The organism is Sellimonas sp. (assembly GCF_047234585.1).
Taxonomy (GTDB): Bacteria; Bacillota; Clostridia; order Lachnospirales; family Lachnospiraceae; genus Sellimonas; species Sellimonas caecigallum.
Window position 1 is genome coordinate 32,850 of the sequence record NZ_JBKSWG010000019.1, and the last position, 16,372, is coordinate 49,221.

General features: G+C 46.0%; 19 protein-coding genes. 3 read left to right on the top strand and 16 right to left on the bottom strand.

Annotated features, from left to right (window positions below; translation table 11 throughout):
* Positions 1 to 4: 4 nt before the first annotated feature.
* From ACLROL_RS08930 to ACLROL_RS09000, 15 genes are all read right to left on the bottom strand, one after another.
* Positions 5 to 928, bottom strand: coding sequence for a DUF1648 domain-containing protein (locus ACLROL_RS08930; RefSeq protein ID WP_413067703.1), 924 nt, complete (start codon positions 926 to 928; stop codon positions 5 to 7).
* A 37-nt stretch (positions 929 to 965) separates the two neighbouring features.
* Positions 966 to 3,593 carry an ABC transporter permease gene (locus ACLROL_RS08935; RefSeq protein ID WP_413067704.1) on the bottom strand — a complete coding sequence of 876 codons (2,628 nt, stop codon included), beginning with the start codon at positions 3,591 to 3,593 and terminating at the stop codon, positions 966 to 968.
* A 17-nt stretch (positions 3,594 to 3,610) separates the two neighbouring features.
* Positions 3,611 to 4,636: a threonine aldolase family protein gene (locus tag ACLROL_RS08940; RefSeq protein WP_413067705.1), complete on the bottom strand. Its 1,026-nt coding sequence runs from the start codon at positions 4,634 to 4,636 to the stop codon at positions 3,611 to 3,613.
* Between the two features lie 33 nt (positions 4,637 to 4,669).
* A complete protein-coding gene (locus ACLROL_RS08945; protein WP_087203143.1) occupies positions 4,670 to 5,362 on the bottom strand; it encodes an LrgB family protein in 693 nt (230 codons plus the stop codon).
* Positions 5,363 to 5,366: 4 nt separating this feature from the next.
* Positions 5,367 to 5,726 carry a CidA/LrgA family protein gene (locus ACLROL_RS08950; RefSeq protein ID WP_087203142.1) on the bottom strand — a complete coding sequence of 120 codons (360 nt, stop codon included), beginning with the start codon at positions 5,724 to 5,726 and terminating at the stop codon, positions 5,367 to 5,369.
* 53 nt (positions 5,727 to 5,779) lie between these two features.
* Complete coding sequence (locus tag ACLROL_RS08955) at positions 5,780 to 6,883, bottom strand: DUF3810 domain-containing protein (protein WP_413067706.1); 1,104 nt, start codon at positions 6,881 to 6,883, stop codon at positions 5,780 to 5,782.
* Positions 6,837 to 7,265, bottom strand: coding sequence for a riboflavin kinase (locus ACLROL_RS08960; protein ID WP_087212049.1), 429 nt, complete (start codon positions 7,263 to 7,265; stop codon positions 6,837 to 6,839). The genes ACLROL_RS08955 and ACLROL_RS08960 overlap by 47 nt, the downstream gene beginning before the upstream one ends.
* An 80-nt stretch (positions 7,266 to 7,345) precedes the next feature.
* Positions 7,346 to 7,999, bottom strand: a complete 654-nt coding sequence (locus ACLROL_RS08965) for a zf-HC2 domain-containing protein (RefSeq protein WP_413067707.1) — start codon at positions 7,997 to 7,999, stop codon at positions 7,346 to 7,348.
* Positions 7,996 to 8,478 (bottom strand): RNA polymerase sigma factor, encoded by a 483-nt coding sequence (locus ACLROL_RS08970; RefSeq protein WP_087203138.1) that lies wholly within the window; start codon positions 8,476 to 8,478, stop codon positions 7,996 to 7,998. The genes ACLROL_RS08965 and ACLROL_RS08970 overlap by 4 nt, the downstream gene beginning before the upstream one ends.
* A 104-nt stretch (positions 8,479 to 8,582) precedes the next feature.
* Positions 8,583 to 9,041, bottom strand: a complete 459-nt coding sequence (locus ACLROL_RS08975) for a prepilin peptidase (protein ID WP_413067708.1) — start codon at positions 9,039 to 9,041, stop codon at positions 8,583 to 8,585.
* A 186-nt stretch (positions 9,042 to 9,227) separates the two neighbouring features.
* Positions 9,228 to 10,382, bottom strand: coding sequence for a MalY/PatB family protein (locus tag ACLROL_RS08980; protein ID WP_413067709.1), 1,155 nt, complete (start codon positions 10,380 to 10,382; stop codon positions 9,228 to 9,230).
* Between the two features lie 56 nt (positions 10,383 to 10,438).
* Positions 10,439 to 11,308, bottom strand: coding sequence for a DUF3737 family protein (locus ACLROL_RS08985; RefSeq protein ID WP_087203162.1), 870 nt, complete (start codon positions 11,306 to 11,308; stop codon positions 10,439 to 10,441).
* Positions 11,309 to 11,316: 8 nt separating this feature from the next.
* A complete protein-coding gene (locus tag ACLROL_RS08990; protein WP_413067710.1) occupies positions 11,317 to 11,466 on the bottom strand; it encodes a hypothetical protein in 150 nt (49 codons plus the stop codon).
* A gap of 2 nt (positions 11,467 to 11,468) precedes the next feature.
* The gene (locus ACLROL_RS08995; RefSeq protein ID WP_413067711.1) at positions 11,469 to 12,008 is read right to left on the bottom strand and encodes a flavodoxin family protein; all 540 of its coding nucleotides are present in this window, start codon (positions 12,006 to 12,008) and stop codon (positions 11,469 to 11,471) included.
* 106 nt (positions 12,009 to 12,114) lie between these two features.
* On the bottom strand, positions 12,115 to 12,819 hold the full coding sequence (locus ACLROL_RS09000) for a DUF4405 domain-containing protein (RefSeq protein WP_413067712.1): 705 nt from the start codon (positions 12,817 to 12,819) through the stop codon (positions 12,115 to 12,117).
* Between the two features lie 169 nt (positions 12,820 to 12,988).
* Here ACLROL_RS09000 and ACLROL_RS09005 point away from each other — a divergent pair, with 169 nt between their 5' ends.
* The 3 genes from ACLROL_RS09005 (at position 12,989) to ACLROL_RS09015 (ending at position 14,851) form a co-directional block, all read left to right on the top strand.
* Positions 12,989 to 13,873, top strand: a complete 885-nt coding sequence (locus ACLROL_RS09005) for a LysR family transcriptional regulator (protein ID WP_087203132.1) — start codon at positions 12,989 to 12,991, stop codon at positions 13,871 to 13,873.
* A 162-nt stretch (positions 13,874 to 14,035) separates the two neighbouring features.
* Positions 14,036 to 14,401, top strand: coding sequence for a MerR family transcriptional regulator (locus tag ACLROL_RS09010; RefSeq protein WP_413067713.1), 366 nt, complete (start codon positions 14,036 to 14,038; stop codon positions 14,399 to 14,401).
* Positions 14,402 to 14,413: 12 nt separating this feature from the next.
* The gene (locus ACLROL_RS09015) at positions 14,414 to 14,851 is read left to right on the top strand and encodes a cupin domain-containing protein (protein ID WP_087212072.1); all 438 of its coding nucleotides are present in this window, start codon (positions 14,414 to 14,416) and stop codon (positions 14,849 to 14,851) included.
* A 97-nt stretch (positions 14,852 to 14,948) separates the two neighbouring features.
* Here ACLROL_RS09015 and ACLROL_RS09020 read toward each other — a convergent pair whose 3' ends face one another.
* Positions 14,949 to 16,028, bottom strand: coding sequence for a cyclophilin-like fold protein (locus ACLROL_RS09020; RefSeq protein ID WP_413067714.1), 1,080 nt, complete (start codon positions 16,026 to 16,028; stop codon positions 14,949 to 14,951).
* Between the last annotated feature and the right edge of the window lie 344 nt (positions 16,029 to 16,372).

The following is a 16,372-nucleotide window of genomic DNA, read 5'->3' on the forward strand; positions in this document are numbered from 1 at the left end:
TTTTCTACTGCAGCCTTTTCCGCCGGTACACTTCCTGCATAAAGCCTTTTTTATCTTTTACAGACACCATCACATTATCGCCTGACAATGTATAGATATAAATCCTGTCAAGAGACATGGCCAGAGAAGAAAGCGGATTGTGTGTCTCCTTTAATAATATGATGTTTTCATATGCGATCCGTTTTTTAAAAAGTCCGAAAAAGATGACCATCTCTTTGTCTTTCAGAAGGATACGGTTTCGGAAATACATTGGTACTAAAAATATGTCGATCAAAATCAACGTGATCGCCATGAACACGATTTCCCCTTGTTCTGCTTCTGTAGCAGCTGCCACAAGCATCGCACCGTTGATGAAAAGCAGGACTGCCCACATCCAGACAGCGATCTTTCCCTGGAATGTCAAATCTCCTGTTTCGACAGCATACCCGCCGCTTTCACAGGTGCTTTTCTCCAGTTTTTTCGCCTCCCCGGCTATCTGCCCGGCGTTACTCCTGGCTTTCACACATACATAGATGATCACTGCCGCTGTCGCGCCAAGAAAAACGATCAGGAAACCTTTTCCAAGCCTTCCCCAGTAAGTCCCGGCAAACGTAATCCATCCGATCCCGCCGGCTACAACCGGTCCCATAGATGACAGCGCATCCCTGCCCGTCATATCGGAAAATCCGGTCCTCTCACTATCCTTTATCGCCCTGTGCAGCGCTGCGTGCTCGACTGCTGAAATAAAAATCTGAACACCTGTCATAATCCATAGCATCCACTTTCCTCCCCACTCATCCGGCTCTCCAAAGAACCCGTAATGGTGGGGAATGATGTCCGGAAGATTCGGATACTCTATCATCACATACAGCAATGTGGCCAGATTAATGCCCCACATGAGTCCAACCGATACTTTCTCCTTCGTCCGATAGCTTCTAAAGATTGACATCCCATCCACCTCCCAGCATGATTCCGTAGTTTTTACATTATTGCCGTTCTGTCTCCTTCAAAATCCGTTTTTCCATGAGGTAAAGCCAGCCTTCCCATATCAGCACATACACTGCAAGGAAAAGAAAGCCTGCTCCAAAAAAGGCCAAGGTCTCCATTCCATTATAGTATCTTACCGCACACGTGGTCGCCCACATGATCACAGAGATCACTCCTGCCACAAAGATGGAAATGCGAAAATTCATCTGTACCTGGCTTCGAACCAGCTTTCTCCTCTCTTTTCCTTTCATCCCGACTCTCTGGAGGAACAGATCCTGCCATATGATCTCTTCCATCTCGCTCTCTGTCTTGATATATGCCTGCAGAAGTCCGAATGAAAGCAGAATGACGATGGTCAGGATACTTACAATCTGATTTTCCAGGCGAACCGGTTCGATGCCTCCTACGTAAGACCTTGCCCCATACAGCGGGCCTGCCGTCGGATCCCAGGATGTATCCATCGGATACTTCTCTTTGAGAAATCCCAGCTCCTCCATCATGCTGTCATACTCTTCCTCCGGAACATCCCATACAAAAAGGGTTGTCTGGCCTTCCGTCATGTTCTTTCCGTGTTCCTCCAGATATGCATCCCACTGGGCATCCTGAGTTTCCATGCGAAGCTCCATGTTTTTGCTGTTCCATTCCATGATCTCAGAATACACTTCATCAAACCATTCGTCTGACAAGACGACGAGATTTTCCTGCTGTCCTTCAAAGAAGACTCCGGTTAAAATGTCTTTCTCCTCACTCACGACCTTTTGCGACGGAAATACATCGTTGCGCTCCGTATTGTCGTAGTGATTAAGCGGCTGGCCAAATCTCATGCGGTAAGCAAGCCTGCTTCCGCTTGTCTCTATCATTTTCGGAGACATCGCCACATCTTCCTGGTAGACAATATGCATCTCTTTCCCTTTCAGATCCAGATCTTTCGCTTTTTTCCCAAGCTCTTTTTTCATCTCTTTGTATGTCGATTCCGAGATGGCCACATTTTGTCCCTGCGGCCAGAGTACGGAAATCAACGATTCTGCCGACTGCATTGATTCCGAAGCGTACCGTGCTGTGATCCTTACCATCGGATATGATCTTCCGTTCGCGTGATGACGGGCTGCGATATCCTGGATTTCCTCCACATCCTGCTCATATCCCATACATACAATGTCATACGGGTAAAGCTTTTCCGGCGCCGGCGCGATGGCAGTCGCCAAAAATGAACTCCCCACTATCACAAAAACACAGAAATGGACAACTGAAAAAATAAAGGTGTTCCAGCGGTTTCTCCGAAACCGGTAATAAATGTTTTTATTTCTCAGCAGATTTTTCTGGTAGGCACCCGGCTTTTTTCTCTGCCTTCTCATATACAGAAGCATTCCTGCCGAGAGCAGCAAAAACATACTCAGCAAAATGGCAAGATAGCTGCCCGGATTGTCCGTCCATGCCCGTATCGCAAAGATTCCTCTTCCAGTATCGAAAAAAAGGAGCCCAAAGATTACGGATCCAAGTACCTTTTCCGGTATGGGCTCTGGTTTCTTCTCTGCGTAAAATACGGTCGAACTCCCCATCTCCAGAATGTTTTCCTGGTTGAACATGGTGGCTAACAGCACGATCAGGAGAAAAGCCGCTGACCCAATGCCCAATATTTCCACGGAAAAAACTCCCGGCACCTGGATTCCCTTTGTCATATCTCTGAAACAGTACCGTATCAGCATGTAGAGAGCGGATCCCCCGACCATTCCGGCCACATATGCCACAAGCAGGCTCATGATGTACTCTGCCGCAAAGATCAGGTAGATTGTTCTTGTACGGATACCAAGCACGAGAAACGCTCTGTAATTTTCCTTCCGTGTCTTCGTGTAATTGGAAATAGTATAATACATCAGTATGAGGCAGAGGAACATGATCATCCATCCGAATTCTGCTGCCATCGTCAAAAGGATTTTCCCTGTGGACATCCCTGTCCCGTACTTCAACGGCACAGATATCTGGCCCAGGCCGATGATCACGACCAGATATATCCCACACATGATTCCTCCAAAAATCAGAAGACCTCCGCTTTGGAAATTGCTCCGGAAGTTTTCCCAGATAAGCCCTTTTAGTTCCTTTGGATATTTCCCCGGAAAGTAAAGCGCCTTTTTACGTCTGAGCTTTTCTTCCCTTTCCCGCTTCTGAATCTCTCTATAAGAATCCATCTGCTCCTTCCACTCATCCAAAAACCGAAAACCTATATATTCCAGAAGAGGAATCACACATATACACACAACTGTAAAGTATCCTGCTCTCTCTTGTTCCGGAAGGCTCTGTGCCGGGATCAGAGCTGTGTACATTGCAAGCATCGCCATCGCTCTTCCGACGATGTTAAGCCATCGCTTTTCTTTGTCAAACAAAGCAAGAATTCCGCGGGCACAATACACGATGCTCCCTAAAAGCATCAGTGCATGGCAAAACATCAGCATCGGCCCAGCCGTCGAATCAAGCCAGAATCCATAGTAATCTCCCGATCCGATGGCTCTTGCAAATGCACCTAACGCAAAATAGCGTTCTCCGCCAATCGGAGGAAGTTTCCAAAAGAGCGTGACGGCAGGTACAAGGAAACAACAGACAACCTGCCATATTTTTGCCGCCTTTTTCATGTCAAATTTCCCCTCTCTCAGAAAACATCCAACAATTTATCCACATTCTCTTCTTTCGTTGCCCAGGAAGTGCAGATCCGGATTACCATATGATTCTCATCCAGTCTCTTCTCATAGTTTACAACGAAGTTTTTTTCTATCTCCTGCAGCTTTTCATTGTCCACGATAACAAACTGCTGGTTTGTAATACTGTCGATGTAAAAGCGATATCCTTTTTCCTTGAGACCGTTTTTGAGCTTCATTGCCAGACGGTCCGCATGTCTTCCCATTTCCATATAGAGATCCCCATCAAAAAGGGTATCAAACTGTACTCCCAGCAGTCGCCCTTTTGCCAGCATACCGCCTTTCTGCTTGATCATGTAACGGAAATCTTCCTTGATTTCCCGCCTCTTTATGACTACACATTCTCCAAAGAGCGCCCCTGATTTCGTCCCTCCGATGTAGAACACATCCGTAAGAGCTGCAATGTCTGCCAGTGTAACATCCGTCCCTTCTGCTGCGAGACCGTATGCAAGCCTTGCACCGTCCAGGAAAAGATACATCCCGCACGCGTCACATACAGCCCTGAGATCTGTCAGTTCCTGCTTCGTGTACAGTGTCCCAAGTTCCGTCGGATGGGAAATGTAGACAAGTTTCGGCTGCACGATATGTTCGTGCGCTCCGTCCGCCCAATGCTCTTTCCACATTTCCTGCACCTGGGATGCCTTGATCTTTCCGTCTGTCCCTTCAAGAGCCAGAACCTTATGTCCTGTCGCCTCCACAGCACCTGTCTCATGTACGTTGATATGACCTGTCTGTACACATACCGCTCCCTGATGCGGGCGCAGAGCTGCGGAGATAACTGTCATGTTCGTCTGCGTTCCTCCCACAAGGAAATGGACATCCGCATCCGGTGCCTGGCAGGCTTTTCTTACCTTCTCCCTGGCCGCCTCACAGTAAGCGTCTTCTCCATATCCCACCGTCTGCTCCATATTGGTCTGAAGGAGCCTTTCCATCACTTTCGGATGCGCTCCTTCCGCATAATCATTATTAAACAAGATCATCTTCTCTTCCTCCCATCTCATCTTGACTTTTCTCTATAAAAACTCTGCGAACACGGATGCAGCGACAACAGTAAGAAGACCCGCCACAGCTATAGCCAGACTGCTCATGGCTCCTTCCACATCTCCCATCTCCATCGCCTTTGATGTGCCCATCGCGTGAGCGGATGTGCCAAGGGCAAGTCCTTTTGCCACCGGTTCCGTGATACGAAAAATCTTATATACAAACTCGGCCGTAATTCCCCCTACGATTCCGGTAATGATGATAACCGCCACCGTAATCGTGACAATGCCGCCCATCTCCTCGGAAACTCCCATCCCGATAGCTGTCGTGATAGATTTCGGGAGAAGCGTGACATACTGCTCATGGGTCAGTCCAAACAGCTTTGACAACAGCAGAATACTGATCATACTGGCCATCACTCCGGCAATGATCCCGCTCATAACCGCGGCAAAATGTTTCTTCAAAAGAGACAGCTGCTCATAGAGCGGCACTGCCAGCGCCACTGTGGCCGGCGTGAGAAAATAACTGATATATTTCGCACTTTCATTATACTTCTCATATTCGATCCCCGCAACTGCCAGCACTCCAATAATGATCGTCGTTGCGATCAAAAGAGGATTTAGTATCGCCAGTTTAAACTTCCGTTTGACGATCAGTCCTGCTTCATAGGCAAGGAGGCTCAAAGCAGGTCCGAAAAACAGAGCCCCTGAAATCAATTCTTTCATGTTTTTATTTCCTTCTCCTTCGCTTTCTTCTTATCATAGTCTGCGTTACCACACCTGTGGCTGCCATGACGATCACAGTCGTGGTAACTGTGATAACGGCCACCGGTCCGCAGATCGGCCGGAGCGCTCCCCACGCGGTCATCAGCCCGACCGCCGCCGGAATAAACATAACCGGCATAGTCTCGATCAGCACCGATGATGCATCTTTTACCTGATGCAGTTTCAGAATTCCTGTTTTTAACGCTGCCACCATGATCACAAGCCCGTATACGCTGGCCGGAATCGGCAGCGGAATGACCATCTTCAGTATTTCTCCCAAAAATGATATGAACAAAATGATCATCAGCTGTTTCAAAATTCTCATTTCTTCCTGTTCCTCTCATAATCTCTTATTAATATATAAATGACGTCGGCAGACTACCCGATAAGATATGCCACCAGCATATCTACCATCTTATCATAACTCTCCCCCCCATCCTTCTGCCCGTTCGTCTTCAGATAGGCGTCGTTGATCTTATTTGACACTTCCTGGATCTTCCCTTCATAGCGGTCCCAGAATTCGTTTCCCGCCTGCAGATCCGCCTTTGCCCCATCTGGCAGCGCGGCGTAAAGCTGCTCGTATGTATCGGGATCATAATCCCAAAGCATGTTTGTCGCGTAAACCCACCCTGACAGCGCGGCACTGTACTGAAATTCCGGTATATCCGAGCTATCGCACGCAAGCCAGGCGATAAAGTTTGCCTCCTGCTCCTGCATAAACCCTTTCAGGTGTGAAAGCTCATGGCACATCGTAAATGGAATACTGTACTCCGTGATGGCATTGTTGTAATTTGCCTCCACAGTAAACGGTGAGTACACTCCTGTCAGTCCTTGCCACGAAAGGAAATCCGGAAATAACAGTCCTTTCGGCTCCGGATAATATCCTTCGAAATCTGGGTACGTCTCCCCAAGATGCTGCATGGCCCTTACCGCATTCTTCTTCTCAGATGTCTCGAAAATCATCCTGCCATCCTCATCTCTTGCAATGTCCGGCTCCGTTTTCTGCACTTTCTCCGTCAAAATCCGGCATACTTCTGCCAGCTCCTCCACTGTGTACTTTCTCGTCTGTATACCGCTTTTCTCGGAGAACGAAGCACTCCTATAATTGATCCCGCAGTTTACCACATAGAGAAAAAGAAGGAGTGAGACGATCCAGAGCAGTACTTTTGCTGTCTTCTTACTCCTCTGTCGTGTCCAGGCCCTGTGAAAAACCGATAAAACAATATAGATCAGTCCAAACACAAGAATCAGCACGAGCAGATACAGACCGATCTCCGCCACCGATACCGGTATCATGCCAAAAAGCCTTCCCATAGCCCCTGATACAACCGGGTAAATATGCTCTGTATACCAGTTTGCAAATCCTTCCATATAGATCGATGCGGCCATAAGTAATACCGATATGCCAAGCAGACATATCGGTATCAGGAGGCTTTTATTCCATTTTCTTCCTTTTCTTCTCTTTCTGGTCTTCTTCGTCATCTGTATCTCCTTCCGAAAGAAAATATGCCCTCGTCCGGCAAATATCTTCTTCCACCTGCTGTCTTACTTCCTCCAATGAGGCGAATTTCTTCACGCCCCGGAGGAACAGATGGAACTCCACTTCCATCTCTTTTCCGTACAAATCCATATCCAACTCCGGTATATACGTCTCTACTGTAATGTGGGAGTCATCGTCCACGGAAGGCCTCGTCCCTACATTCGTCACTCCGATATAGCTTACCTGGTCTACTGTTGCTATAACTCCGTAGACTCCTTGCTTTGGAAGTCCCTGTTCAGATCCATAGTCCAGATTTGCAGTCGGCATTCCGACCTTCCTTCCATTCCCTTTTCCGTGAATGATTTTTCCTCTTAGTTTGTACAATCCTCTTCCTCCACTATCTTTCGCTAAGGAATATTATGACATTTTTTTCTTTTTCAATCAAGACCATCTTTCTTCCAATTCTATTTTACGATCTCCGGGTCAAACGCTTGTTTCCACGTCTCCTCATTTCCGAACGCCTGCAGATTGACCTTTACCGTTCTGTCTGCAAACCGGATTTCGAAACAGTCATCCTCATCCAGATCCATTTCTTCTCCAGCCCTTGTCAAGATCGTGTCCTCATCCACATATGTGTATCCCACATATGCATTTTCCTGCAGCGACCTGTTAAGCGGATTGTCCCACTGTGCCTGAATGTCTGCCTCAAATTCCTTATTATCGTAAAATGCACCGCTCAAATGCACCTTCTCATTTTTCGGTATGATCTTAAGAGTTACGACCTCTCCATTCTTTTCATACTCAAATGTCACATCCCCGGAATCTACAAGCCATGTTTTCTCAAAGTGATACATCCAGCCGCCGAACACAAGAACACAAACTGCCGCCGTGATACCCACCGCTTTCCATATCCTTCTTTTCCACTTCCGAAATGGCCGGATCTCTTTTTTATTCCGGGCTACGATCTCCGGCGCAGTAATCTCACGCTTCATCTCCTCATAGTATGACCGGCACTCCGAACAGCTCTCCAGATGCTCCCGGATCAGTTCATTGCTGGCTTCGCTCGTCAGCCCATCGATATAACTTGGCAATAAATCTTTTATGATATCACACTTCATGATTCTTCCCTTCCTTTCACAAGTTTCTGCTTTGCACGATAAAATGTTACCCTGGCCCAGTTTTCCTGTTTTCCAAAAATCTCTCCTATTTCCCGGAATGAAAATTCTCCCGTGATCCGGAGCAGCACGACCTCTTTTGACGTCTCGTCGAGAAGATGTACTTTCCGGAACAGTTCCATCTTTTCCTCCCTTATGACGATCTCCCTCTCGACTCCTTCTGTCGGCTGTCCAACGTCCTCATCAAGCGGAAGCGTTCCCTTCTTCTTTCTTTTCTCAATCTCCCGGTACCACAGGTGCTTTGCGATCTGGCAGAGCCATGTGGAGACTTTGCATGTCCCGTCATACCGCCCGGATGACCGGATTGCCTGATAAAATGTCTCCTGAGTCAGTTCCCTTGCCGTCTCCTCTTCATGGCAAAGTGTCATCAGGAATCGAAAAACTGTCTCGGCATGCTTCCGGTATACCTCATCCATATTCATCTCTTGATCACCTCCTGTACCCATCTATCCGATTTCACATTCTTTCGTTACAGATCTTTATAGAAATTTTTCAAATTTTTTATTTTGCAAAGGTGTCTTTTGGATCAAAATAAATAGATTTCTTTCTCAAACACTTCCACCAGTATAAAACCTGCTGCCAAAAATGGCCCCAGCGGAAGCGTCTTCTGACCCTTTTTTCTGCCTTTTCCCCCTGCCGTGAGAGCCAACGCATAGACGGCGCTGAACATCAGACCATATACAAATCCATTTAGACACGCTCTCCATCCCATAAAACACCCGGCGGCCGCTGCCAGCTTGATATCGCCGCCTCCAAACGCGCCATTTGTCCATACAGTGATCAAAAACAGCGGGAGGCTTACCACGAATATTCCCGCCGCTGCGCCCACAATACCGTCCGGATCCATCAGACTCCGAGCCATGCCAAGAATGAAAACCGCAGCCGCATACCGATCGGGAAGCCTCTTCTCCTTCCAATCCTTCCACGACAAAAAAAGCAGGATTACAAAAAATCCAACTTTTAACAGAATATCACAAAACTCCATATCTTTCCTCATTTATACTTTTATTTACTTGAATATCATGACATCAGTGTACTAGAAATCGTACTTCGAACGAAAACATGAAATGATACAGACGATTTCAAAAACCGATTGAAATCAAAATTGCCTGGTTCTTATTTTATATGCTCTTACACATAAAAACAAGACCAGGCAGTAAAATTGGTGTGGCTATACTGCTGCGATACTCTTTTTCAATCTCCTCAAGCCGTCTTCCAGCCGTATCCTTGGACAAGCCAGATTCATTCTGAGGAACCCATCGCCGTTTCTGTATTCTCTTCCATCGGAGACGTAAAGTCCGCTGTCTTTTCGGATGAATTGACACAGTTGTGATAAATCTGTCTGAAGCTTCCGGCAATCCAGCCATAAAAGATAGGTGGCTTCTGCTTCCACTGGAGAGACATAAGGAATTTGCTCTTTTATAAACTGCTCCGCAAACTCTCGATTCTTCCAGAGATACGTTCTTAGTTCATCCAGCCATGCCCCTCCGTGGCCAAAAGCTGCTGCCGGTGCGATAGCCGCAAATACGTTTGGCTCTGCCACCTCATCGGTATTCAGTCCTCTGTTTACCCGGTGTCTTAGTACCGGATCCGGTATGATGACTGCCGCTGTCTGGATTCCCGCCAGATTAAAAGCTTTTGTCGGCGCCACACAGGTAATACTGATGTCCCGGCAAGCCTTCGACACCGACGCAAACGGAATATATTTCTGCCCTGGTTTTGTGATATCACAATGAATTTCATCGGACAATACAAGGACATGATATCTGCTGCACAATTCGCCGATCTTCCTGAGTTCTTCACTGCCCCAGATTTTTCCTACGGGGTTTTGCGGGTTGCATAAAATAAGCATAGAAGTCTGGGGATCAGCCAATTTCTCTTCCAGATCCGCAAAATCTATATCATATACTCCGCCTTTATACTGTAATCTGCTCTCCAGAACATTTCTTCCATTGTTCAAGATCGAGTTGAAGAAAATATTATAAACAGGTGTCATGACTACGATCTTCTCCCCTACAGTAGTCATTTTCCGAACAATGCTTGATATGGCCGGGACCACACCGGTACAAAAGAGGAGCCAGTCTTTTTGTAATTCAAATCCGTGACGCTCTTTCCACCAGTTCTGATAAGCCTGATACCATTCATCCGTGATCAATGTGTACCCGAACACTCCATGCTCTGCTCTTTTTATTATGGCTTCCGTGACTGCCGGTGCGGTCTGGAAATCCATATCCGCCACCCACATCGGAAGCTCTCCTTCCGGCACATCCCATTTCATACTCCCTGTGTTTCTTCGGTTTATTTCCCTGTCAAATATACTATCCATGATCTTTCTCTCCTCCCGTTATGCCATGCCAAATAACATCGCAGCCATCCCTTCTGCTATGCACACATATGCTCCAGCTCACGGCCAATTTCCGGACATATGATCTTTGTGTCCTGCGGGTTGATCTTATCTTTCTCCATAATGAGTTCCCCGATCGCTCCAGCCCGGATAACCCCGCTTGTCGGGTTCATCACACTGTCAACCTTTCCGCGGATATCCACATCCACCGTAGAATATTCAAATGCCAGAGTCGTGTTCAGCAACGTACAGTTTTTCATGACAAGGTTCTCGATGTAACACATTCCCTGAAGGCTTTCGATCGTACAGTTTACAAGTGTCAGATTTTTTGCATTCCATCCAAGATACTCTCCTGAAATAAAAGAATCATATACCGTCACATTTTCACTGTTCCAGAATGCGTCTTTTGACAGCATCTTTGCATTGTGGATTTCTACATTTTTTGCTCCGTCAAAAGAATAATTTCCCACCAGCTGAAAATCATTGATTTTCATGTTCTGGCTGTTCATGGCAAAGTAGTCTCCTTTTGCCATCACATGTTCCATCTCCACGCCATCACAGCTCCAAAGAGTTTCGGCCGCATTCGGAAGAGACACATTGCTAAGTGTAAGTTCATGGCACCTGCGGAAATTCTTTGGCGCTTCGATTACCGCATTTTTCACTGTCAGATGATCCGTATACCATACTCCCGCACGCGCCATCTCAAACCAGGTGCAGTCTTCTGCCACAATATTTTTGCTGTACCAAAGCGGATATTTCCACTTGAACATGCTGTTCTTCAGCTCTATATCACTGCATTCTTTGAGAGGAGACTCCCCGTCTGCAAAAATGGTTTCGTTGATTCTTAAATTGTTTTCATGGAACAGAGGGCGTTCTCCTGTTAAATATGCCTGATTGACTTCTTTCATTTCTTTCTTCATAGTATGATATCCTCCTGAACTGTCTTGATCACTTTCGCAGGCACTCCTGCCACCACCGTATCTGCCGGAACATCTTTTGTGACCACTGCCCCCGCCTTTACTTTTTCTCCCGTATTCATAGCTTTAATAAAGAGTTCTGTATTCATTTTTATACCTGTCTTCCCATTTCATAAGCCTGTTTTACTGCCGCATGATCCGCTGCTGTTCCCGGTGCATCTACGCCCCCGGCAAACACAGTTCCTGCAAGCTCTGCCTTCTCATAACAGTCAATAAATCCCTGAAGTCCCTTCAGCGCTCCGTCCATGGCATGGAGGTCATCCTCTGCGGCTGTTGCAAGAAGGTAGACTTTCCGGTACGCATAGTCCGCAGTAAAAAGCGGATTTGCCCGATCAATCAGCGTTTTCATCTGGCCGCTCATCTCGTAGTAATAAATTGGAGTTGCAAATACAAGTACATCTGCATGGGACATCTTTTCCACAATCTCCTCGGCATCATCATGTATCACGCAGTTTCCTGTTTTCTGACATGCAAGACATCCACGGCAGAATGCAAGCGTTTTGTTTTTGAGACTTACCTTCTCCGCCTCGTGTCCTGCACTTTGTGCGCCATCCAGAAAAGCATCTGCCAATATTTCAGAATTACTGTTGTTTCTTAAACTTGTAGAAATTACCAATACTCGTTTCTTCATTTTTTATCATCCCTTTTTTATTTTAGTTTAAAACCGCCGCACAAAAACAGCAAATACTTATATATGATAGAAATACATAGGTAAAACTTATGCGGTTTTCCATGGTTTAAATGACATTGCCCCCTGATTTTGACCGTCTTTTTCCTGTCTTGGACAACAAAATCGCCAAATAATGCCCGAGGCACGCCCACATCCCCATCATAGCGATGTATTCTGCCAGAAATAATACAAGAGGCTGACTCATATCAAAAAACACAAACATATTCCGTAAGAACAGATACGAAGCAATATCCTGTTTTGCAAATACATAAATTCCAAACACGCTTACCGACAGTGCCAGTATGCGCGCTGCATTGGTCCGAATCGCCGACGTCTTTTTGATTCCCGTCATTTTTCTCATCATTCCCATGATCATGCCCCAATGCAGGCCTATATGAATACTCATCAAAATAAATCCCCAATAGGCAGACAGCATGTGAAGCGTTCTGGCAAAGCCCATGCCTCCCGATATCGGCAGGAACGCAAATACAGTCCTTGACATCATGATTCCACTTATCATGGAACCGATCATGGATAAGAGCAGCAAAAAATCTACTGTCGTCTGTACGATCCTCACTCCCGTAATCCTGCCTTTTGTCAGATTCCTGTGCCAGTTCCAATTCAGCAGATGATGAAGGACAAAAAGCAGGAACATCGCTAAACCAAGCCATTCATGGACTTCCTCCCCTACCAGCATATAAGCCATCAGCAAAAGAAGCAGTACTGCCATAACAAGATCCACTGTCATTTTTATGAGCATTTTGGGCTTCATCGTCTCATTCCTCCGGTTTCTGTATTTTTTCTATATTTTCAGTGTATCGATCTCATCCTGAAATGTCTAATACTTATATTGGATTTTAATAAATGCTCTTTAAGCATTTCTTTCTTGACCGTCTTTTCTTTCCCGTGCTACACTGAAAGAATCATGAGGAGGTATCAATATGGAGATTCGTGTACTAAAATATTTTCTGATGGTCGCGCGTGAGGAAAACATTACCCATGCCGCTGAACTGCTCCACATCACACAGCCTACTCTTTCCAGACAGCTGATCCAGCTTGAAGAGGAATTAGGCGTAAAACTGTTCCAGAGAAGCAAACACCGCATCATCCTTACCGAGGCCGGAATGCTTCTGCGCCGTCGTGCAGAAGAGATTGTTTCGCTGTCCGAAAAAACGGTGGAAGACATGCATCACAAGACAAGTCAGCTTACAGGCAAGATCTCTATTGGGAGCGGCGAACTCAAAAGCTCACAGTTTCTTGCGGAACTGATCACATCTTTTCATAAAGAACATCCCCAGGTACAGTTCGAAATTTACAGCGGAAATGCGGATAATATCAAAGAACGGATCGATCGAGGCCTCCTGGACATGGGGCTTCTGGTAGAGCCGGTAGACATTTTAAAATATAATTTTGTCCGAACACCGTTTAAAGAATGCTGGGGAGTCCTCGTAAACGAAGATTCTGATCTTGCTGAAAAGAAAGAAGTGACGGCCCAGGAACTGGTCCGCTTTCCCGTGATCATGACACAGCGTGAAATTGTAAGAAACGAACTTTTAAACTGGTTTGGAGACTATTCCGAGCAGCTTCAGAATATCGCGTCTGGGAATCTTCTCTACAATCTCGCCGCTCTTGCCAGATGCCGCCTTGGCAGCGTCATTACCTTGGAGATGAACTGCTCCTATGACGGTCTGCGGTTTATTCCTTTTAATCCAAGACTTGAATCAGGAACGGTTCTTGTCTGGAAAAAGGCTCAGGTATTCTCCCGCGCCAGCAATGCATTCATTGACTATACCCGCCAGTATCTTTCAACTCTTCGCAATGATTGAGCAAAACAAAAATACCTTTCAGGCATTTATTGAAATTGGATATAAGCATTAGACATAGATTCATATACCGACTACAATAGAATTGTTCAAAGAAATACTCATTTTGTACGGTATCTCCTATATCGCCGAACAGAGAACCGGCATGCAGAGAGGAGGGGACAAATGACGATCGACGAGGCAAGCGAGCGTTACAACATACCTCTTGAAATTCTTCACGAGTATGAGCGCTGGGGACTGTGCGGAGCAGTTAAAAAAGTGATGGGGTCCTGGCAGTATGATGATACAGATTTGGAGCGCCTGAGCCTGATCATGACACTCCACGAGATCGGTTTTGAAATCTCAGAAATAGAGACATATATGAAATTACTGCTGGAGAATGAAAGCAGCAAAGACCAGCGCCTTCGGATGCTAGATCTGAAGCGGCAGAATCTTCTGGACGAGATTCATTTCCGCGAGAAACAGCTGACCCACCTTGATTATCTCCGCTATAGTATACGTAAAAGCAAAGAAGAAAATCAGATTGTTTAAGGAGAGATTATTATGAAGATTCAGGACAAAGAAACATTCGACAAAGCAAATGTATTTGGTCTCGGACAGGAAAATTCTGCTTTTGCCCAATATTTTATCGGGAACTCTTATTTAAATCCACTCACAAAGCCGGGAGAAAGCACCATTGCTCTGGCTAATGTCACATTTGAACCGGGATGCCGTAACAATTGGCATATCCATCACGCCAAAACAGGCGGTGGACAGATCCTCATCTGCACAGCCGGAAGCGGCTGGTATCAGGAAGAGGGAAAGCTCGCTGTAAGTCTGGAACCGGGAACTGTTATTGTAATTCCACCGGAAGTAAAACACTGGCATGGCGCGAAGGCTGACAGCTGGTTTTCTCACATCGCTTTCGAAGTTCCGGGCACAGAGACAAGCAACGAATGGCTGGAAGAAGTAGATGACGAAGCTTATTCAAAATTGCAGTAAAAAATAATGATCATTAAAAGGGAGCACAGTCATATCATTATCCTTGACTGTGCTCCCTTTCCTCATTCATTTTAACTCTTCATTACACTGTGTCAGCTTACTCTGCAAGTGAAAGGGAAACCGTTACATCCCCTTCTCCAAGAATTTCCCGCAACTCCTCTTCGCTAGCGTCATTGATCTTTCCAAGACGTGTGAAATTCCATGAATTCGATGCGTAATAAATAACAAATGAATTGCCCTGATATAAAATCAAGTCTCCTGCTTCTGTCGTAATCTGTTCATCATTAGTTGGAAGACTCTGTCCCAAACTTCCCACTTTCTCCATATTCCCATAGTCCTGCATATCAAGCGTTGCCGGTCCGTCTGCTAACATCTCCTTTAGTGCCTGAGCAGAAGAATTGTCCTCCAGCGTTGCTGTCAAAGTCGCATCGCCGATCTGGAGATTGAGTGTATCTCCATCTTCCTGGGAATCCGCTTTGTATCCCAACTCCTGTACCCACCGTACGATCTCTTCCCTGGAAGATGCCGCATCCTCCTCATAGCAGTCAAAAATTTGATCTGAAATCTCGGCATCCGGCACCGTATCTGTTATGATCTCCACGCTGTCGGCAAGTCCTCCTGTTCCGTGAGAGCAAAATAAGTAAATCTGTTTTCCCGCAAAATCATTTTCCTCAAGGAAAGATAGCAATGCCATAGGGACCCCGTACCACCAGTTAGGATATCCCAGAAAAACCGTATCGTACTGATCCAGATTTTCTACATTTTCCACAAGTTCCGGTCTTTCATCCTCCGCCCGCTCATCGTTGGCACGTTCCAAACATTCATCCCAATCACTTGGGTACGGATCCGCCACACGGATAGAAAAAAGATCGCCTCCTGTCTCCTCCTGGACCCAGCCCGCCAGCTGCTGGACATTCCCAGGTGGGATCACACTTGGAGATGTCGTTGCATCCACATCCTCCTCAAGTATTGCATTGTCCGCCCATGAAAAATATGCAATGAGAACTTTCCTCTGTGTTTCTGCTGTATTTTGGCTTTCGTTTCCACTTTCTGTATCTTCCTGCATCTGAACAGGACGACTTTCATCCGTTGATTCTTCTGTTCGTCCACTGCAACCTGCCAAAGATACTATAAGCGCTGATGCAAGCAGTGTCGCCATCCATCGTTTCTTCATCATCTCTCCTCCTTCTCCTGATAATCTCTGCAGTTTGATAAATCAGACTGCTTCAGCTTCATTATTTGACTTTCATATTGTACCTTCATTATAAAAAACACCTTTTGAAATGTCTAATACCTCTGAAACATATCAAAAAATGCCTATTTAGTATTTTTATGATTCCCAAAACAGGGGCGCAGTCAATGTATCTGTATCACTGGCTTCGCCCCTGTCTGTATTGCCTTATTTGACTGATGACATATTGCATCAGAATCACAAAAAAACTCAGAAACTTTCGCTTCTGAGTTTAGAAGAGGCGCAGACCGGATTTGAACCGGTGGATACTGGTGTTGCAGACCATTGCC